The sequence below is a fragment of the Acinetobacter sp. ANC 4204 genome (assembly GCF_002135205.1).
Taxonomy (GTDB): Bacteria; Pseudomonadota; Gammaproteobacteria; order Pseudomonadales; family Moraxellaceae; genus Acinetobacter.
In genome coordinates this window covers 142,132-156,300 of record NZ_NEFZ01000005.1, presented here as the reverse complement: position 1 = coordinate 156,300, position 14,169 = coordinate 142,132, and the positions used below count along the sequence as shown (strand labels likewise).

Annotated in this window: 16 protein-coding genes; 10 read left to right on the top strand and 6 right to left on the bottom strand. The window is 40.6% G+C overall.

Features of this window, described 5'->3' with window-relative positions; translation table 11 throughout:
• Positions 1-21: 21 nt before the first annotated feature.
• Positions 22-378, top strand: a complete 357-nt coding sequence (locus B9T36_RS12120; RefSeq protein WP_086209736.1) for a DNA transfer protein p32 — start codon at positions 22-24, stop codon at positions 376-378.
• A 49-nt stretch (positions 379-427) separates the two neighbouring features.
• Here the strand turns inward: B9T36_RS12120 and B9T36_RS12115 are convergent, their stop codons facing one another.
• Entirely contained in the window at positions 428-913 is a 486-nt protein-coding gene (locus B9T36_RS12115) for a PaaI family thioesterase (RefSeq protein WP_086209735.1), read from the bottom strand.
• Positions 914-1,029: 116 nt separating this feature from the next.
• Between B9T36_RS12115 and B9T36_RS12110 the strand changes: the two genes are divergently transcribed.
• The 5 genes from B9T36_RS12110 to htpG all read left to right on the top strand — a co-directional run bounded on the left by B9T36_RS12110 (position 1,030) and on the right by htpG (position 6,923).
• A complete protein-coding gene (locus B9T36_RS12110) occupies positions 1,030-1,896 on the top strand; it encodes an alpha/beta fold hydrolase (RefSeq protein WP_086209734.1) in 867 nt (288 codons plus the stop codon).
• Between the two features lie 168 nt (positions 1,897-2,064).
• On the top strand, positions 2,065-3,477 hold the full coding sequence (locus B9T36_RS12105; RefSeq protein ID WP_086209733.1) for a Na+/H+ antiporter family protein: 1,413 nt from the start codon (positions 2,065-2,067) through the stop codon (positions 3,475-3,477).
• Positions 3,478-3,795: 318 nt separating this feature from the next.
• Positions 3,796-4,398, top strand: coding sequence for an OmpW/AlkL family protein (locus B9T36_RS12100; RefSeq protein WP_086209732.1), 603 nt, complete (start codon positions 3,796-3,798; stop codon positions 4,396-4,398).
• 161 nt (positions 4,399-4,559) lie between these two features.
• On the top strand, positions 4,560-4,904 hold the full coding sequence (locus B9T36_RS12095; protein WP_086209731.1) for a lysozyme inhibitor LprI family protein: 345 nt from the start codon (positions 4,560-4,562) through the stop codon (positions 4,902-4,904).
• 99 nt (positions 4,905-5,003) lie between these two features.
• Positions 5,004-6,923, top strand: coding sequence for a molecular chaperone HtpG (gene htpG / locus B9T36_RS12090; RefSeq protein ID WP_086209730.1), 1,920 nt, complete (start codon positions 5,004-5,006; stop codon positions 6,921-6,923).
• A gap of 179 nt (positions 6,924-7,102) precedes the next feature.
• Here htpG and B9T36_RS12085 read toward each other — a convergent pair whose 3' ends face one another.
• The 4 genes from B9T36_RS12085 to B9T36_RS19085 all read right to left on the bottom strand — a co-directional run bounded on the left by B9T36_RS12085 (position 7,103) and on the right by B9T36_RS19085 (position 10,682).
• Positions 7,103-8,254, bottom strand: coding sequence for a hypothetical protein (locus B9T36_RS12085; protein ID WP_086209729.1), 1,152 nt, complete (start codon positions 8,252-8,254; stop codon positions 7,103-7,105).
• 77 nt (positions 8,255-8,331) lie between these two features.
• Positions 8,332-10,056, bottom strand: a complete 1,725-nt coding sequence (locus B9T36_RS12080; RefSeq protein ID WP_086209728.1) for a hypothetical protein — start codon at positions 10,054-10,056, stop codon at positions 8,332-8,334.
• A gap of 10 nt (positions 10,057-10,066) precedes the next feature.
• Entirely contained in the window at positions 10,067-10,246 is a 180-nt protein-coding gene (locus tag B9T36_RS12075) for a hypothetical protein (RefSeq protein WP_162900293.1), read from the bottom strand.
• Between the two features lie 274 nt (positions 10,247-10,520).
• Positions 10,521-10,682 (bottom strand): hypothetical protein, encoded by a 162-nt coding sequence (locus tag B9T36_RS19085; RefSeq protein WP_162900292.1) that lies wholly within the window; start codon positions 10,680-10,682, stop codon positions 10,521-10,523.
• 459 nt (positions 10,683-11,141) lie between these two features.
• Here B9T36_RS19085 and B9T36_RS12070 point away from each other — a divergent pair, with 459 nt between their 5' ends.
• Positions 11,142-11,342, top strand: coding sequence for a dodecin family protein (locus B9T36_RS12070; protein ID WP_086209726.1), 201 nt, complete (start codon positions 11,142-11,144; stop codon positions 11,340-11,342).
• A 100-nt stretch (positions 11,343-11,442) separates the two neighbouring features.
• On the opposite strand, the gene B9T36_RS12065 is transcribed toward B9T36_RS12070, so the two are convergent.
• Positions 11,443-12,132, bottom strand: a complete 690-nt coding sequence (locus B9T36_RS12065) for a DsbA family oxidoreductase (RefSeq protein ID WP_086209725.1) — start codon at positions 12,130-12,132, stop codon at positions 11,443-11,445.
• A 236-nt stretch (positions 12,133-12,368) separates the two neighbouring features.
• Here B9T36_RS12065 and B9T36_RS12060 point away from each other — a divergent pair, with 236 nt between their 5' ends.
• The 3 genes from B9T36_RS12060 (at position 12,369) to B9T36_RS12050 (ending at position 14,168) form a co-directional block, all read left to right on the top strand.
• On the top strand, positions 12,369-12,884 hold the full coding sequence (locus tag B9T36_RS12060) for a hypothetical protein (protein WP_086209724.1): 516 nt from the start codon (positions 12,369-12,371) through the stop codon (positions 12,882-12,884).
• Positions 12,885-13,033: 149 nt separating this feature from the next.
• Positions 13,034-13,783: a hypothetical protein gene (locus B9T36_RS12055; protein WP_086209723.1), complete on the top strand. Its 750-nt coding sequence runs from the start codon at positions 13,034-13,036 to the stop codon at positions 13,781-13,783.
• A gap of 112 nt (positions 13,784-13,895) precedes the next feature.
• Positions 13,896-14,168, top strand: coding sequence for a hypothetical protein (locus B9T36_RS12050; protein ID WP_086209722.1), 273 nt, complete (start codon positions 13,896-13,898; stop codon positions 14,166-14,168).
• The last annotated feature ends 1 nt before the right edge of the window (position 14,169 follow it).

Below are 14,169 nucleotides of genomic sequence, written 5' to 3'. Positions count from 1 at the left end.
TAGTGTAAAGGAGTTTTGAATATGAAAAAAATAATGGGTGTAGTCTCGACTTTGGTTTTATCAACACTGATGTTCACAGGCTGTGAAAATATGAGTCCTTCTGAGCAGCGTATTGGTACAGCTGCTTTAGGCGGTGCCGTGGGTGGTGCTGCGGGTAATAGTCTTGGTGGTGGTGTCGGTGCTGCGATTGGTGGTGGTGCAGGCGCAGCGGTGGGAAGTAAAACCCAAGGTGGCTCAAACCGTAATGCAACCTACAGTGGTGTTGGTGGTGCGATTGGTTCTGCTGTAGGTAAAAGCGTAATCGGTGGCAATACAGGGGCCGCGATTGGTGGCGCGATTGGTGGTGGCGCAGGTGCTGCAATTGAGGAGCGTAAATAATCTTTTCAGCAGAGCTCTATATAAAGGCACTTCATTGGGAAGTGCTTTTTTATTGCTGAGCTGGTTTTGGTTTTTTACGACGGATATATAAGGTTTTCTCCACTTGTGCAATTCGAATACCCGCATCATCATAAATATTCAGCGTATAAATACGGTGGACAGGGGCATAATTTTCAGCAAGTTGTTTGATCGTTTCAATTTCTTGGGCATCGAGACGAAAGTCTGCGTAGACGGTACTACGCCCTGGGCTGAGAAATTGGATAGTGGCTGATTTGTCCCAAACAATATATTTAGTCCCAAGATGATACATCAGTAAAGTCATATAAAAAGGATCGACCATCGCATATAAACTCCCACCAAAATGTACGCCGACAATATTGCGGTTTTGACGAGTAAGCGGCATTTTGACTCGGATGTGGTAGTTTTTAGGATCAAACTTCTCAATTTCAATACCTGCACCTTTAAAGGGGGCAAAATGGTTAAGAACGTATTTTGTGACAATCGGTGTTGTCACCAATTTTTTTAAAATGCTCATTTCGGTCAATGGTATCTGATGAACTTCTATCCATACTAGAGAAGATGGAAACAATTGGCATTGATCGTTTTGCCAGTGAAGGATAAAAAATAGTCAATAACAATAAGGAGCTGAATATGGAGCTGCAAAGTTACTGGGTACAGACCACAGACCAGCAGAGACTTTATGTGAAAACATGGGGCAATGCGCAGAATCCTACCTTGGTCTTGGTGCATGGTTATCCAGACAATCAAGAGGTTTGGGAGCCTGTGATTGAGCATCTGGTGGAAAATTTTTATATTGTCACTTATGACGTTCGTGGGGCTGGGATGTCCAGTGTTCCCCGTCGTACACGTGCTTATGCATTGCCTCAGCTGTCATTGGACTTAGAACGTGTGGTGAATAGTGTCATTCCAGAACGTAGTTTTCATTTGGTGGCGCATGACTGGGGTTCGATTCAGTCATGGGAGTCTGCGACTGAGCCAAAATTTAGAGAGCGTATGCTGTCATTTACCACCATTTCAGGTCCATGCTTAGACCATGCTGCATTTTGGATGCGGGAACAGTTTAAACAACACAAGCCTCAGTTTTTGAAGCAGTTGAGTAAGTCATGGTACATTGCGGCTTTTCAGTTGCCTTTTTTGGCACCGACTGTTTGGCAGTTTTTTAGCCCTGAGCATTGGGGTAAAGTTTTATCACGTTTAGAGGGGCGTTCAGACTTACCACTGAATCATCACATTGTGGCAGATGGTAAACATGGGGTTGCACTTTATCGAGCTAACTTCATTCCACGTCTGGCAAAACCTAGAGAACGCTTTGCCATTTGCCCAGTACAAGCGATTGTGTTGGAGCAAGATCAGTTTGTGAGCCCTGCTTTAATTGATGAAATGCCGAAGTGGGCTGAGAATTTCCAACGGGTGAATGTGAATGCTAACCATTGGGCCATCTTGAGTCAGCCTAAAACGATTGCGGGCCTGATTAGCAAATTTGTGGGTAAAGCATAAATTTACCATGGGCTTGTTATAGGACTAAAACTGACTGATAACAAGCCTATCGAAGTGAAAAATCAGACCTTGGGGTTATATAATAGCTTTGGATAAAGCTGAGCAAATTACAGTTTCGACCAATTGAATCTGCTAAAATACCGTTTTTTTTATCATCTTAAGTTTTCCATGAATGCAGTAGTAATTGCGATTGCCGTGATGTTTATTTTGTCACTGGCACGAGTTTCTGTTGTTTTGACTTTGGTCATTTCAGCAATTATTGGTGGATTGGTTGCGGGGCTCAGTTTATCCGATACTGTAAGCGCATTTAATGCAGGTTTAGGTGATGGTGCTGAAGTGGCTTTAGCCTATGCGGTGCTTGGAGCATTTGCTTTGGCGCTGTCTAAATCAGGCTTACCTGATTTATTGGCGCATAAATTGATTGGTTTATTAGGAGTCGAAGTTTCACATCAACGTGCGCGTAAGGTGAAATACTTACTGTTGACGATTTTACTTGTTGCGGCCATTTGTTCACAAAACTTAATTCCAGTCCATATCGCATTTATTCCAGTATTGGTTCCACCACTGTTAAAAGTGATGAATCACTTGAACTTAGACCGTCGTGCGGCAGCCTGTGTACTGACTTTAGGCTTGGTCGGAACCTATATTTTCCTGCCCGTTGGTTTTGGTGCGATTTTCCTTGAACAAATTTTGATGGGCAATATCAACAAGATTGGTGCTGCATATAATTTGCATGTTGAACGTTGGATGATGCCTGTAGGAATGGCCATTCCTGTATTGGGGATGGTGATTGGTACTCTAGTGGCGGTATTCGTTAGCTATCGTAAACCGCGTCATTATATCGACCGTGAAGTGGTACGTGTGACCACGATTGATTTGGATAAACCGATCCGTGCAGGTGAAGTGAATCTGGCTCAAGATGCTGAAGAGCTCAAACGTGAAGCCGAAAATGTACCCGTGATTGCAAAGAAAACCATCTTCATGGCGCTTCTAGCGATTGTTCTAACCCTCATTGCGCAGTTGTATTCAGGCTCTATGATTTTAGGTGGCTTGGTTGGTTTTGCGGTGTTGTCTGGGGCGGGTATTTTTAAATGGCAAGAAGCGGATGATGTCTTTGTACAAGGCATGCGCATGATGGCTTTGGTTGGCTTCATCATGATTTCTGCGGCAGGTTTTGCCTCAGTGATGACCCATACGGGTGATATTAACCAACTGGTTAATGGCGTAGTACACGTGATTGGGGATAACCATGCTTTGGCTGCATTCCTCATGCTGTTCATTGGCTTATTTGTAACCATCGGGATTGGTTCATCGTTTTCCAGTGTTCCTGTCTTGGCCGTGATTTATGTACCGCTGTGTGTCCAGTTTGGTTTTTCTCCTTTAGCGACCGTAGCGCTGATTGGTACCGCAGCAGCACTTGGTGATGCTGGTTCTCCAGCCTCAGACTCCACTTTGGGGCCGACTGCGGGTCTAGGGGTGGATGGTCAACATGATCATATTTGGGATACAGTCGTGCCGACCTTTATTCACTTTAATATTCCATTGCTGATTTTTGGTTGGATTGCTGCCATGGTGTTGTAATTTAAACCCAGATTATTTTAAAGGGCGATTTTAATGAATCGCCTTTTTTATTATCAAATCAGATTAAAATAATCAGGTTTATAATATTAATTCGTATTAAATGAGTCGGAATTTAAAATCAATATATTTTGATTTTTTATTGTTCTTCTAAAACCAACTAAAATGGTCTATTTAAAATAAAAATACAATAAAAACAAAATATTAAAACATGTATATAAAATACATTATTATTGTCATTGCATATTAAATTTACTCTTGTTTATGATTAATTAATGTTTATTTTTATATTAATTATTTTACAAACAGAGGTTGTTTGAAATGTTAAAGCAAATCGCTCTAATTACATTAATGGGTCTCTCTACATCTGCTGTAATGGCAGGTCAATGGCAAGTCAAAGTCGGTGGCTCTGCTATTGCGCCTACACAGGATACAAAAATTGCCAATGGTGCATTAACTGTTGAAGCAGATAGCGAATTGGCGTTTACACCATCCGTTGAATATTTCTTTAATGACAATATTTCTGCAGAACTATTACTGGCAACTCCGATTAGCCATGATGTTACAGTGAATGGATCAAATGCAGTAAAACTCAAACATTTACCCCCAACAGTAACAGCAAAGTATAACTTTAAGAACTCAACAGGTTTCACGCCTTATATTGGTGTAGGTGCAACGGCATTTATTCCTTGGGATGAGGAAACATCAGGTGTACTTGAAGGGACTAAAGTTAAAGTTAAAGAAGATTATGGTTATGCGGCGCAAGTTGGCTTTAACTATCAACCTGCTGATGCGAAAAACTGGGGTGTGTTTGTCGATGTTCGTTATGCAGACCTAAACCCAAAAGTAGAAACTGTGGTTGAAAACTTTAAGTTAGATATCGACCCAGTGATTTATACGCTTGGTTATAGCTACAAATTTTAATAATCAAAAGTAGCTTTTTAAGAACCTCATCTATGATGGGGTTTTTTTATGCAACGACTAAAGTTGAATAGTGATGAAAGAGTAAATAACTCACCATCAGTCAGTATTAAAATAAAACCATAGATAAAATGTACTGAAGCAGAATAAGAGAGTCATAAGAAATGAAATATATGCGGTATCTAACCGTGCTCTGTGGCTTGGCATGGAGTATCAATATTCAGGCAGCCAGTTTTAATTGTGACAAGGCACAAACGATAACCGAGCATGCGATTTGTGAGCATCGTTCAGTCAATGATGCGGATGTCAAAATGGCAACCACCTATAACATTTTAAAACGTTTGGTTCCAATGGGGACGCGTGGCATGATTCAAGATGAGCAGATGAAATGGTTGAGCCTACGAGACCGCTGTGGCGCATCACAAAGTTGTTTAATGGATGTCTATAAAATGCGTCAGCAAAAGCTCGATCTTCTTTTGGATCGTATTTATCGTCAGGGGCCATTTTAAAAAATTGGAAAAAAAATACTGGTCGCTATTGAAAAACTCATTCCTCACTCCAATTCATTAAGCATTCTCGATAAGACTTAATATATTAAGGAGCGATTGATGAGCGAGCAAAACGCGCACAAACATAGTTTCCAAGCTGAAGTAGCACAGCTCTTACATTTGGTGACGCATTCACTATATTCCAATCCTGAAATTTTCCTGCGTGAGTTGATTTCAAATGCGTCCGATGCCTGCGACAAATTGCGCTTTGAAGGTATTAATCACCCTGAATATTATGAAAATGACCCTGACTTGCATGTACGCGTCAGCTTCGATGAAATCAATAAAACTCTCACCATTTCAGATAATGGGATCGGTTTAACGGAGCAAGAAGCGATTGAAAATCTAGGTACAATTGCCAAGTCTGGAACCAAAGACTTTATGTCGAAACTTACAGGTGATCAGAAATCAGATGCACAACTGATTGGTCAGTTTGGTGTAGGTTTCTACTCAGGCTTTATTGTGGCGGATAAAATTACTGTTGAATCACGCCGTGCGGGTGTGGATGCGGATCATGCTGTACGTTGGGTTAGTGCAGGTACAGGTGAGTTTGAAGTCGAGCAAATTCACAAAGATAGCCGTGGTACGGACATTATTTTACATCTGCGTGAAGATGCGTTGGATTATTTACAGTCTTATAAAGTCAAACAAATTATCAATAAATACTCGGATCACATTAGTCTGCCGATTGAGATGCAAAAAGAGGTTTGGCAGCAAGAAGAAGCTGTCGAAGGTGAAGAAGCAAAACCGGGTCAGTATGTGAAAACGGATGAGTGGGAAGCGATTAACTCAGCTAGCGCACTCTGGACACGCAATAAAAATGAAGTCACTGAAGAGCAGTACATCGACTTTTATAAGAACTTGAGTCATGACTTTGAAGCTCCGTTAGCGTGGGCGCATAATCGGGTTGAAGGTAGCACTGAATATACGCAACTGTTGTATGTACCCAGCAAAGCAGCAGCCAATATTTTTACTCGTGAAGCCAAAGCAGGAATTAAGCTCTATGTGAAACGTGTCTTTATTATGGATGATGCGGATAACTTGATTCCAAACTATTTGCGCTTTGTACAAGGTGTGGTGGACAGTGCGGACTTACCACTAAATGTGAGTCGTGAGCTGTTGCAAGAAAGCCGTGATGTAAAAACCATTCGAGAAGGTAATGCACGTCGTGTATTGACTATGCTGGATGGTTTAGCGAAATCGGAAGATGAAACAGATCAAGAGAAGTTTAAAACTTTCTATAGTGAATTTGGTTCAGTGTTGAAAGAAGGCTTGGGCGAAGACTTTGGTAACCGTGAGCGTATTTTAAAATTACTCCGCTTCCCAACTTCAAACAATGATGCGGTGACCACATCATTTGCGGACTATAAAGCACGTATGCAAGACGGGCAAAAAGCCATTTACTATGTGACCGCAGACAGTCTTAATGCCGCGAAGAACTCACCACAACTGGAGTTATTTAAGAAAAAAGGCATTGAAGTTCTGCTTATGGCAGACCGTGTCGATGAATGGGCAATGGAGTTTGTCCATGAGTTTGATGGTACACCACTGCAAAACGTGGCGAAAGGCGCTGTTGACCTAGGTGATTTACAAGATGCTGAAGAGAAAAAAGCACTTGAAGCAGCGGCAGAACAATTCAAGCCTGTGGTTGAAAAACTGTCTGATTCATTGAAAACCAAGACCAAAGAAGTACGTGTGACTACACGTCTGGTCGATTCACCTGCTTGTTTGGTCACTGGTGAGGGGGAGCTTTCACCACAACTGATTCGTATGTTGAAACAAGCAGGACAGGCTGTACCTGAGTCTAAACCGATTTTAGAGATCAATCCTGAACATCCGCTAGTGAAAAAGTTGGAAGGCTCGACACAGTTTGATGATTTAGCCAATGTGATTTTTGATCAAGCCGTGATTGCAGAAGGGGGCTTACCAGATGACCCTGCTGAATATGTAAAACGGATTAACAGTTTATTGCTTCAGTAAAGCATGACATGTTTTAAAAAAAGCCTATCTCTAAGATAGGCTTTTTTATGTCAATGAATCGAATATAGAGACTTCAAGGCATTCTGAACTCGACTCAATCTGTGGGAAATCACATGGTGTGGGTATCCGTGGATAAGTTTGGACTTATCCACAGTTGTGTTTAAAGATTCAGCATTAGACTAAAAAAGTGCCTCAAAACGAACTAAGGCACTGAGGTAATGACTTCGGTCTTCACGTTTATCATTAAAGTAGTTTAAATCCCCTTGGATATAAAACCATTCACGTAAGAACGGTTGGCGCCATGATACAAAAGGCCCCCATCTATTCAACCTTAAGTCATCGTCATTATAGTATCCACCTGTGTAGAGACCGTAGTTAAAACGATTACCATGAAAGAATTGATGCTGTCTAAAGCTATAGTTGTCCCAAGTGAGGTCATCATCCTGCTCATCTGCATAGGTCAGGCTGAATTGGTTGGATAAAAAAGCCTGATCTGGGCGGGCATGCGTCAACTCTAAGTTCGTTCTTAAATAATTTTCACTGTCGATGCCATAGCGGTAAATTTGTTCTGCATAGGCACGGAAATCATTGTCCAGTTTCCATTCCTTAGAGAGTTCAACACGTGCATAAATATCATCGCCTGAACGTACCCCTAAGTCGAAATCAGTGTCAAAAGGCAAACGATCTGACAGTTGAGACCACCTTAAAGCAAGTGAGCTATTGGCATCACGGGTTTGTCGACGGTCGAAGGATTTATCGTTGTCTGCACTTGGTGGGTTTTCATTGGTAATCGCCACATTGTTTTGCAGTTCGTTATCCAGAGAGTCATCTCCAAACACCACACTCAGTTTATTTTCTAAAGTGGGAAGTTTGATTCGTCCTCGAATACGTGGTTTTACATCGTATTCATCATGTTTATTCCAGCGGTTATCGACCAAAATCCGTAGAGTTGCTGTGGCTGGTTTATTGGGATCCGTGTCTCCAAACCAGTCATCAATTTGGGTTGCAGTTTTATCTGCCCAATTCCGAACGCCTTTTTGTTGGCGGTCAACCCAAGTTCGCTCTTCAGTCACGTCGGTGGTGGGCACAATTACTTCGTCAGACTCTTCGGGTAAGAGCGTAGGAAGTGAATCAATCCACTGTGGAATTTGATATAAAAGTCCACTCCCTTTAGGAGGAGACGCAATTTGGTCAATTTCAGCCACATCATGAGGTGGCACGAAATGTTGGGTGCTATCTGTATTGCTTTCCGCCCAAGCCACGTTGACGCATGTACCTAAACTTAGGCAGAAAAATAAAGAGATGGGGCTAACATGTCGAGTTCTTTGCATGCTTTCGTACTTTATTGTTCTTCGATGTTTTAGTGTTGTAAATTTCACGTAAGAACACAAGTAGAAAATACAAAACTCTACAACTCGTTGGTGAGTTGTTTTTGAATAGAATCAAATAATTGAAATACCGTAATCGGCTCAGCTAAAGTCGAAATTGTATTTTGAATCAGTTGCCAACTGACCCCGTGCTGGCGGTCTAAGACTAAACAAGGGTAGGCGATCTCAGTGCGTGAGAGCTCGACACGTCTTTGGCCATGAATGACCCGAATTTTTTGTCGTTCTTTAAGTACTAAAATAGGGGTATTGAGGTCTGCAGAGCTTTCTTCAAACTGAATAAATTTACGACTATTCAGCAGATCCGCCAAAATAAAGGGATGATAATTTTCGATATGCCAGACCAGTTTGGCTTGCTGGGTATACACTTGAAAAATAGAAAATACATCATGTACATGACCCTGTAATTTCTCCCACTCAATTTCACGGATGGCTGCCAATTGATGATGATTGCTTTGTGCAAATTGTTGGCTCAGGCGAACGGCTTGAGCAGAACTATCAACACCGAATAGCGCCAAATACTTAATAAAACGTCCCTGTAGACTGGTTTGTTCAGCCAGATAAATCGGATAGTCAGACCAATGATCCAGTTGGTCAGAGTAGAGGAGCAAGTCGACATTTTGGCTGATATCAGTCTGCACCGAAATGTCTAGACGATATAGTTTTGGGTCTAAGTGGGTCTGATCTAATTCAAGCAATTGCGCTTGATACTGACCAAGATGGATCTGTGTAGGCAGTGTACCTGGCGATGCTGTTGATGATATTTCAGAGTTTAGAAGGCGTTTAGATGATTCCGCATTTGGCTCAGGCACAATAGTTGGCACATCGAGTCGAGCTGATGTAGCTAAAGGCTTAATAGAGGGGCTCTGAGGCTCCTGAGACCGTGTTACAGATATATCGACTGTTGAAGAATCTAAAAGCTCAATATCAGAAAACACAAAAGATTTAGAAATAGCTGCGTGTTCAAGATCTACCACATGATTTGTTGTGTTAGATGCTATTGCAGCGGGCGTTATAAAGGGATTAACTTCTGCAACTTCTGCAACTTCTGCAACTTCTGCAACTTCTGCAACTTCTGCAACTTCTGCAACTTCTGCAACTTCTGCAACTTCTGCAACTTCTGCAACTTCTGCAACTTCTGCAACTTCTGCAACTTCTGCAACTTCTGCAACTTCTGCAACTTCTGCAACTTCTGCAACTTCTGCAACTTCTGCAACTTCTGCAACTTCTGTGGTCGAAATAAAACTCTTCGGCACTTCAGTACTGTGTGTACTCAGCGTCGTTGGAATAGGCTCCATCATATTCAATTGCTGATCGACTGGTGAATGATCAATCAACCATTGGTAAACCTCTTTAAACTTTGAAAACCAAGGGCTGTTATACACATGAGTTGAAGCATCTTGAAAGCTAATTTGCCAACCTAAACCCGATTTATATAAAACGCCCCATGCAAAATGTTGTTGTTGTTTCAAAGCACTGCTAAGGGCAGATTCATACTGAAAAAGACCAACATATAAATGTCGATATGGGCTCTGCTGTAACCAGTGTTCGGCCGTAGCTTGAGGTTGAGTGAGGGCTTTATAGGCTTCGAGTTGTTTGTGAAAAATGGGCTCATCACAACGGGCAAAGATTTCACGAATGCGTTTTTTTGAGCGCGCAATTTCAAAAAAAGACAAATGCTGATGTTCCAAACCGTCAATCAATTGATGCAGTTCTTTGATCAGCAGTGCTTTTTCGATTGCTTTCATGTGCTGAGCTCTAAAGTTGTTTTTGTGCTTGTTCCAAATAACTTGCTAAAATCATATTGAGTGCAAGTTCAAGTAATTTATATTCGGCTGAAGTTGGCTGTGTGTACTGCTTTGCTAGAGCAATCAATTGATCTGGATCAATAGTTTGTGGAGAAATACGACCTTGAATTAAAGCTTGTAAATTTTGCATAGGCATATGGTCTAAGAAGGCATTTAGTTTTGGTTTTACGGTTTAGTATTCTTTTTGATCATAATTAGAAAATCTTAAATAGGCAAAAACTATTGCATATCCTATACGAGAAAAATGTTGTAAAAAATGTAAATAACTTCGATTAAAACACAGATCATTCTAAATATTTTTGATCTAGATGCTAAATATTTGAAAATTTTTGTCAGTTATTAACCTTTTTAGGCAAAAAAATAGGCAATATAAATTGCCTATTTTTTATTTAATTTTACAAGAATTAAGCTTCTTGATGGGGTGCTTCGGCAGGTGCCTGAGCAGTTGCCGTTTGTGCTTTTACTGGTTTTTTTACAGGAAAGCTTGGGGTATAAACTACTTGTGCAGATACAGTTGCAGAAAGAGCGATTACAGCAACAGCCAAAGTATACTTAAGAGCGTTCATGATATTTCCTCGATGGAAAAGGAAGTCTCGAAAGAGACTGGGAGGTTAAAAAAAGATAAATTTCGCATGAATAATATCAAAAAATGAACAGTTTTAGCGGAGCTAAAGTTTGAAAAAAGATGAATGGTGAGTTCATTTATCATTAAAAAACAATGAATTAGAATAAATACTCTAGTCGGTTTTTGAGTTTTTGATCTATCGCTAAGCTATTTAAATTAAAAGTGAAAATCTAAATTTTCAAATTGAGTACAGGCATGCGTGATGTGCTCTTTTTTGCTCAAAATCACAGCGGAAAGGCCCTTGAACTACATGATTGTTTGATCAAATAATCATCAATAGGTGGAAAGCCTATTGTGTGCACTACGTAAGTTTTTGCTGTGGAATGTTTAATCAATCCAATCTTGTATAAAAAATCACCTATGATGGAAAACCAAAACAAAAAAATCAGAGGATGAACCCATGGCCATTGCAAAAGTGGTAGAAGTCAATTCGAGCAGCGTAAAGAGTTTTGAAGATGCCATCCAGACAGGTATCGCCAAAGTCACTGAGACGGTAAAGAATGTGCAGGGTGCTTGGATTAATGAGCAGAAAGTGGTGGTGAAGGACAATAAAATTGTAGAGTATCGGGTCAATCTTAAAATTAGTTTCTTGGTCGATTAAAGCCACAGCGAACCGCATTAACCTATAAAAAATCCCCAAAGTATGGGGATTTTTTGATTTTAACTATAGGCGCTTTTAAAACATCGCTACAGGGCTTGAATTATGGTTTGGGTGTTTCACACGAGTCGTCTGTACACTGTGCTGCTTGCTCTTGTTGCTCAGCAGGTGCTTGCGCTTTTTCTAAGACTTGTAGGAATACTTCACGGGGTTGAGCACCCGCTAAAGCGACACGTTGATCGAATACAAAAAACGGAACGCCCGTCACCTTGAGTTGTTCACGTGCTACTTCTTGGTCAAATTTAACGAAATCTGCATATTCGTCAGAATCCAGCACATCATCCACTTCAACAGGGCTTAAGCCAATTCGGGATGCGACATCTTCAATGGTTTCACGTTCGCCAATTGGGAGACCTTGTGTCATATAACTATAGAAAAAGGCTTCCTCTGCTTCATTGCCCAAGCCACGACTTTGTGCCAAGTGAATAATACGGTGGGCGTTAAAGGTATTGCCTGAGTTAGCGTTTTCCCAGTTAAATTCAATTCCTTCTTCGGCAGCCATCGCTGCAATATTTCGCTGCATTTCTTCAACTTCAGCAACAGTACGACCATATTTTTGTGCAAGACGTTCTGAGTTTGATATTTCTTGGCGTGTTGGCGCTTCAGGGTCGAGTTCAAAACTATGCCAGTGGACTTCTAGTTCAACACCTGCTTGTTCAGCTGCAGCTTCTAAGCGTTTTTTGCCAATATAGCAAAAGGGGCAAACAACATCTGACCAAATATCTACACGCATGGAATTTCTCAAAATAGTAAAAAGCAATTAAAAAAATGATGGGGGTGAGTTCTAAAATTTAAAGCAAAACACATGAAAAAAGCCAGCAGATCTTCGCAGCCATATTATAAGGACAATGTTGATTTGTACCGTTTATCTGACAATGCTGCTGCATAATGGACGAAAAATATACAATAGAGGTGCTGGTGATGCTATGCATCTGCCTTTTTATATCTCTTATTTTTTGGGATTGTTTTATGAAATTTTTACATTCTCTTCCTATCGTTTGTTGTGCTTTTATTTTTATGCCGACTGTGGCTAAAGCTAATGGTGATATTGTTAGCCTTCCTACCTTTAAGACTATGGCAGAATCAGAACTTCGTGCCGAAACGGGTGTCATTCCGTACCAACAAGACGAAAATATTCGTAAAGCTTTACAGCATCGGATCATCCAATTACAGGGTGATGCACAATCTTTTGTGGTCGATCCGACCATCACTCAAAATGTGGATATTTTACCACCCGCAGTTACTGCAGATTTGAACTCTGTACCTCCGCTATTACGTGAGCATGTTTTGAATATTGCTGCAGGTTTACAGTCCTCCAACCCGACTGAAGGTTTATATATTATGTTGCAGCCGTTTGGTATTGATCGCAATGCAACCAATGTACAAACAGCCCGCGAGCAAATTTCGATTGGGCAAATTGACCATAACTTTATGCAAGGGATTCAACAGAATATCCAGCAACAGAGAATAACCCCAGCCAAGTAATGGCTTCTTCACTTATTGATCGCTCATACACTCCTTTTTAACTCGTGGAGGATATGAGCGATGTGCTCTGAAAATGTTGATAAAATGTTTAAATATTGATCATACTTTGATATTTGCTATGATAAAAAGAAATGAAGAGGAAGCTGAACATGCGACGTATCGTGTTGATTTTAGTTCTTGCGACCAGTGCTATTTTCGGTTGGATGTATTATCAGTATTCTCAACAACAAAAAGAACAGCAGCAACTACAAAGCTATGAAACGGTGCTATATGAAAAGACCGAACAAATTTACAAGCAAGCCCAAGACTGGACCACACCAATTCAAGTCGATGTGAAAGACGCGCGCCTCACTGGCGATTACAAAATTATGGCTGAGTTTGTGCTGAGTCATATGTTGCAAAATGCCGAAGCGCGTAATCAATATCTACGTGATTTAAAAGCCTTGAATTGGGATCAATTTTTAAATATTGACCGATTAAGCAAAGACAAAAACAACAAGTATGCTGAAACGGAACAAATGCTGAAAGACGTACATACCGTTGTCGATAGCTATGCCCAGCAGGTCGAGCAACGTCAGAAACAGGCGATTGATCAAGCCAAGGATTTACCGATCTCTTCTCGGTTTCGTCATCAGTTAACAGACAGTATGCAAGCCAGTGACAAGAGCCAAGAAGCGATGCGTTTGTTTAAGCTGGAACAGCAGAATTTAGCCAAGGCAGATCAAATCTTCTTGGTGCTCAAAAACAATCAATGGGAAAAGAAAAACAACACCTTTATGTTTTATGAAGATATACCACTTCAACAGTTTAATGCGCTGTATAAAGAGATTTTAGCCTTAAATAGTCAAATGCAGCGGGTAGAGAAACAAACTCAAAAAGAGGTAGAACAAAAGTTATAACCAAATACAAAGATGACAGTTTTGTAAGCAGACTGTCATCTGCTGTTCAAAATAGCTTGCTAGATTAAAAGCATCACAAAGATGACGACTTTTCAGTGTAGGCAGGTGAGTCATGAGAACCATACACGTTTTTGATGATATTCAGTATGTGTATAGTGAGTTTGTAGAAAATAAAAACTATCCAAAATTAGAAAGCTTAAGCAACTGGGGAAAGAATCGTTTCTTCTTCAACCAATATTTTGAAATGATCGAAGACTGGCACCATACTGAACAGATCGTGATTCAATTCAATCAACAGTACTTTAGTTTAGACACAGGCAATGCCCCTGACTTTATGGACAAAGAAAAGTATATGGCGTGGTTGATGGGCGAGCTTTTAATTTAAA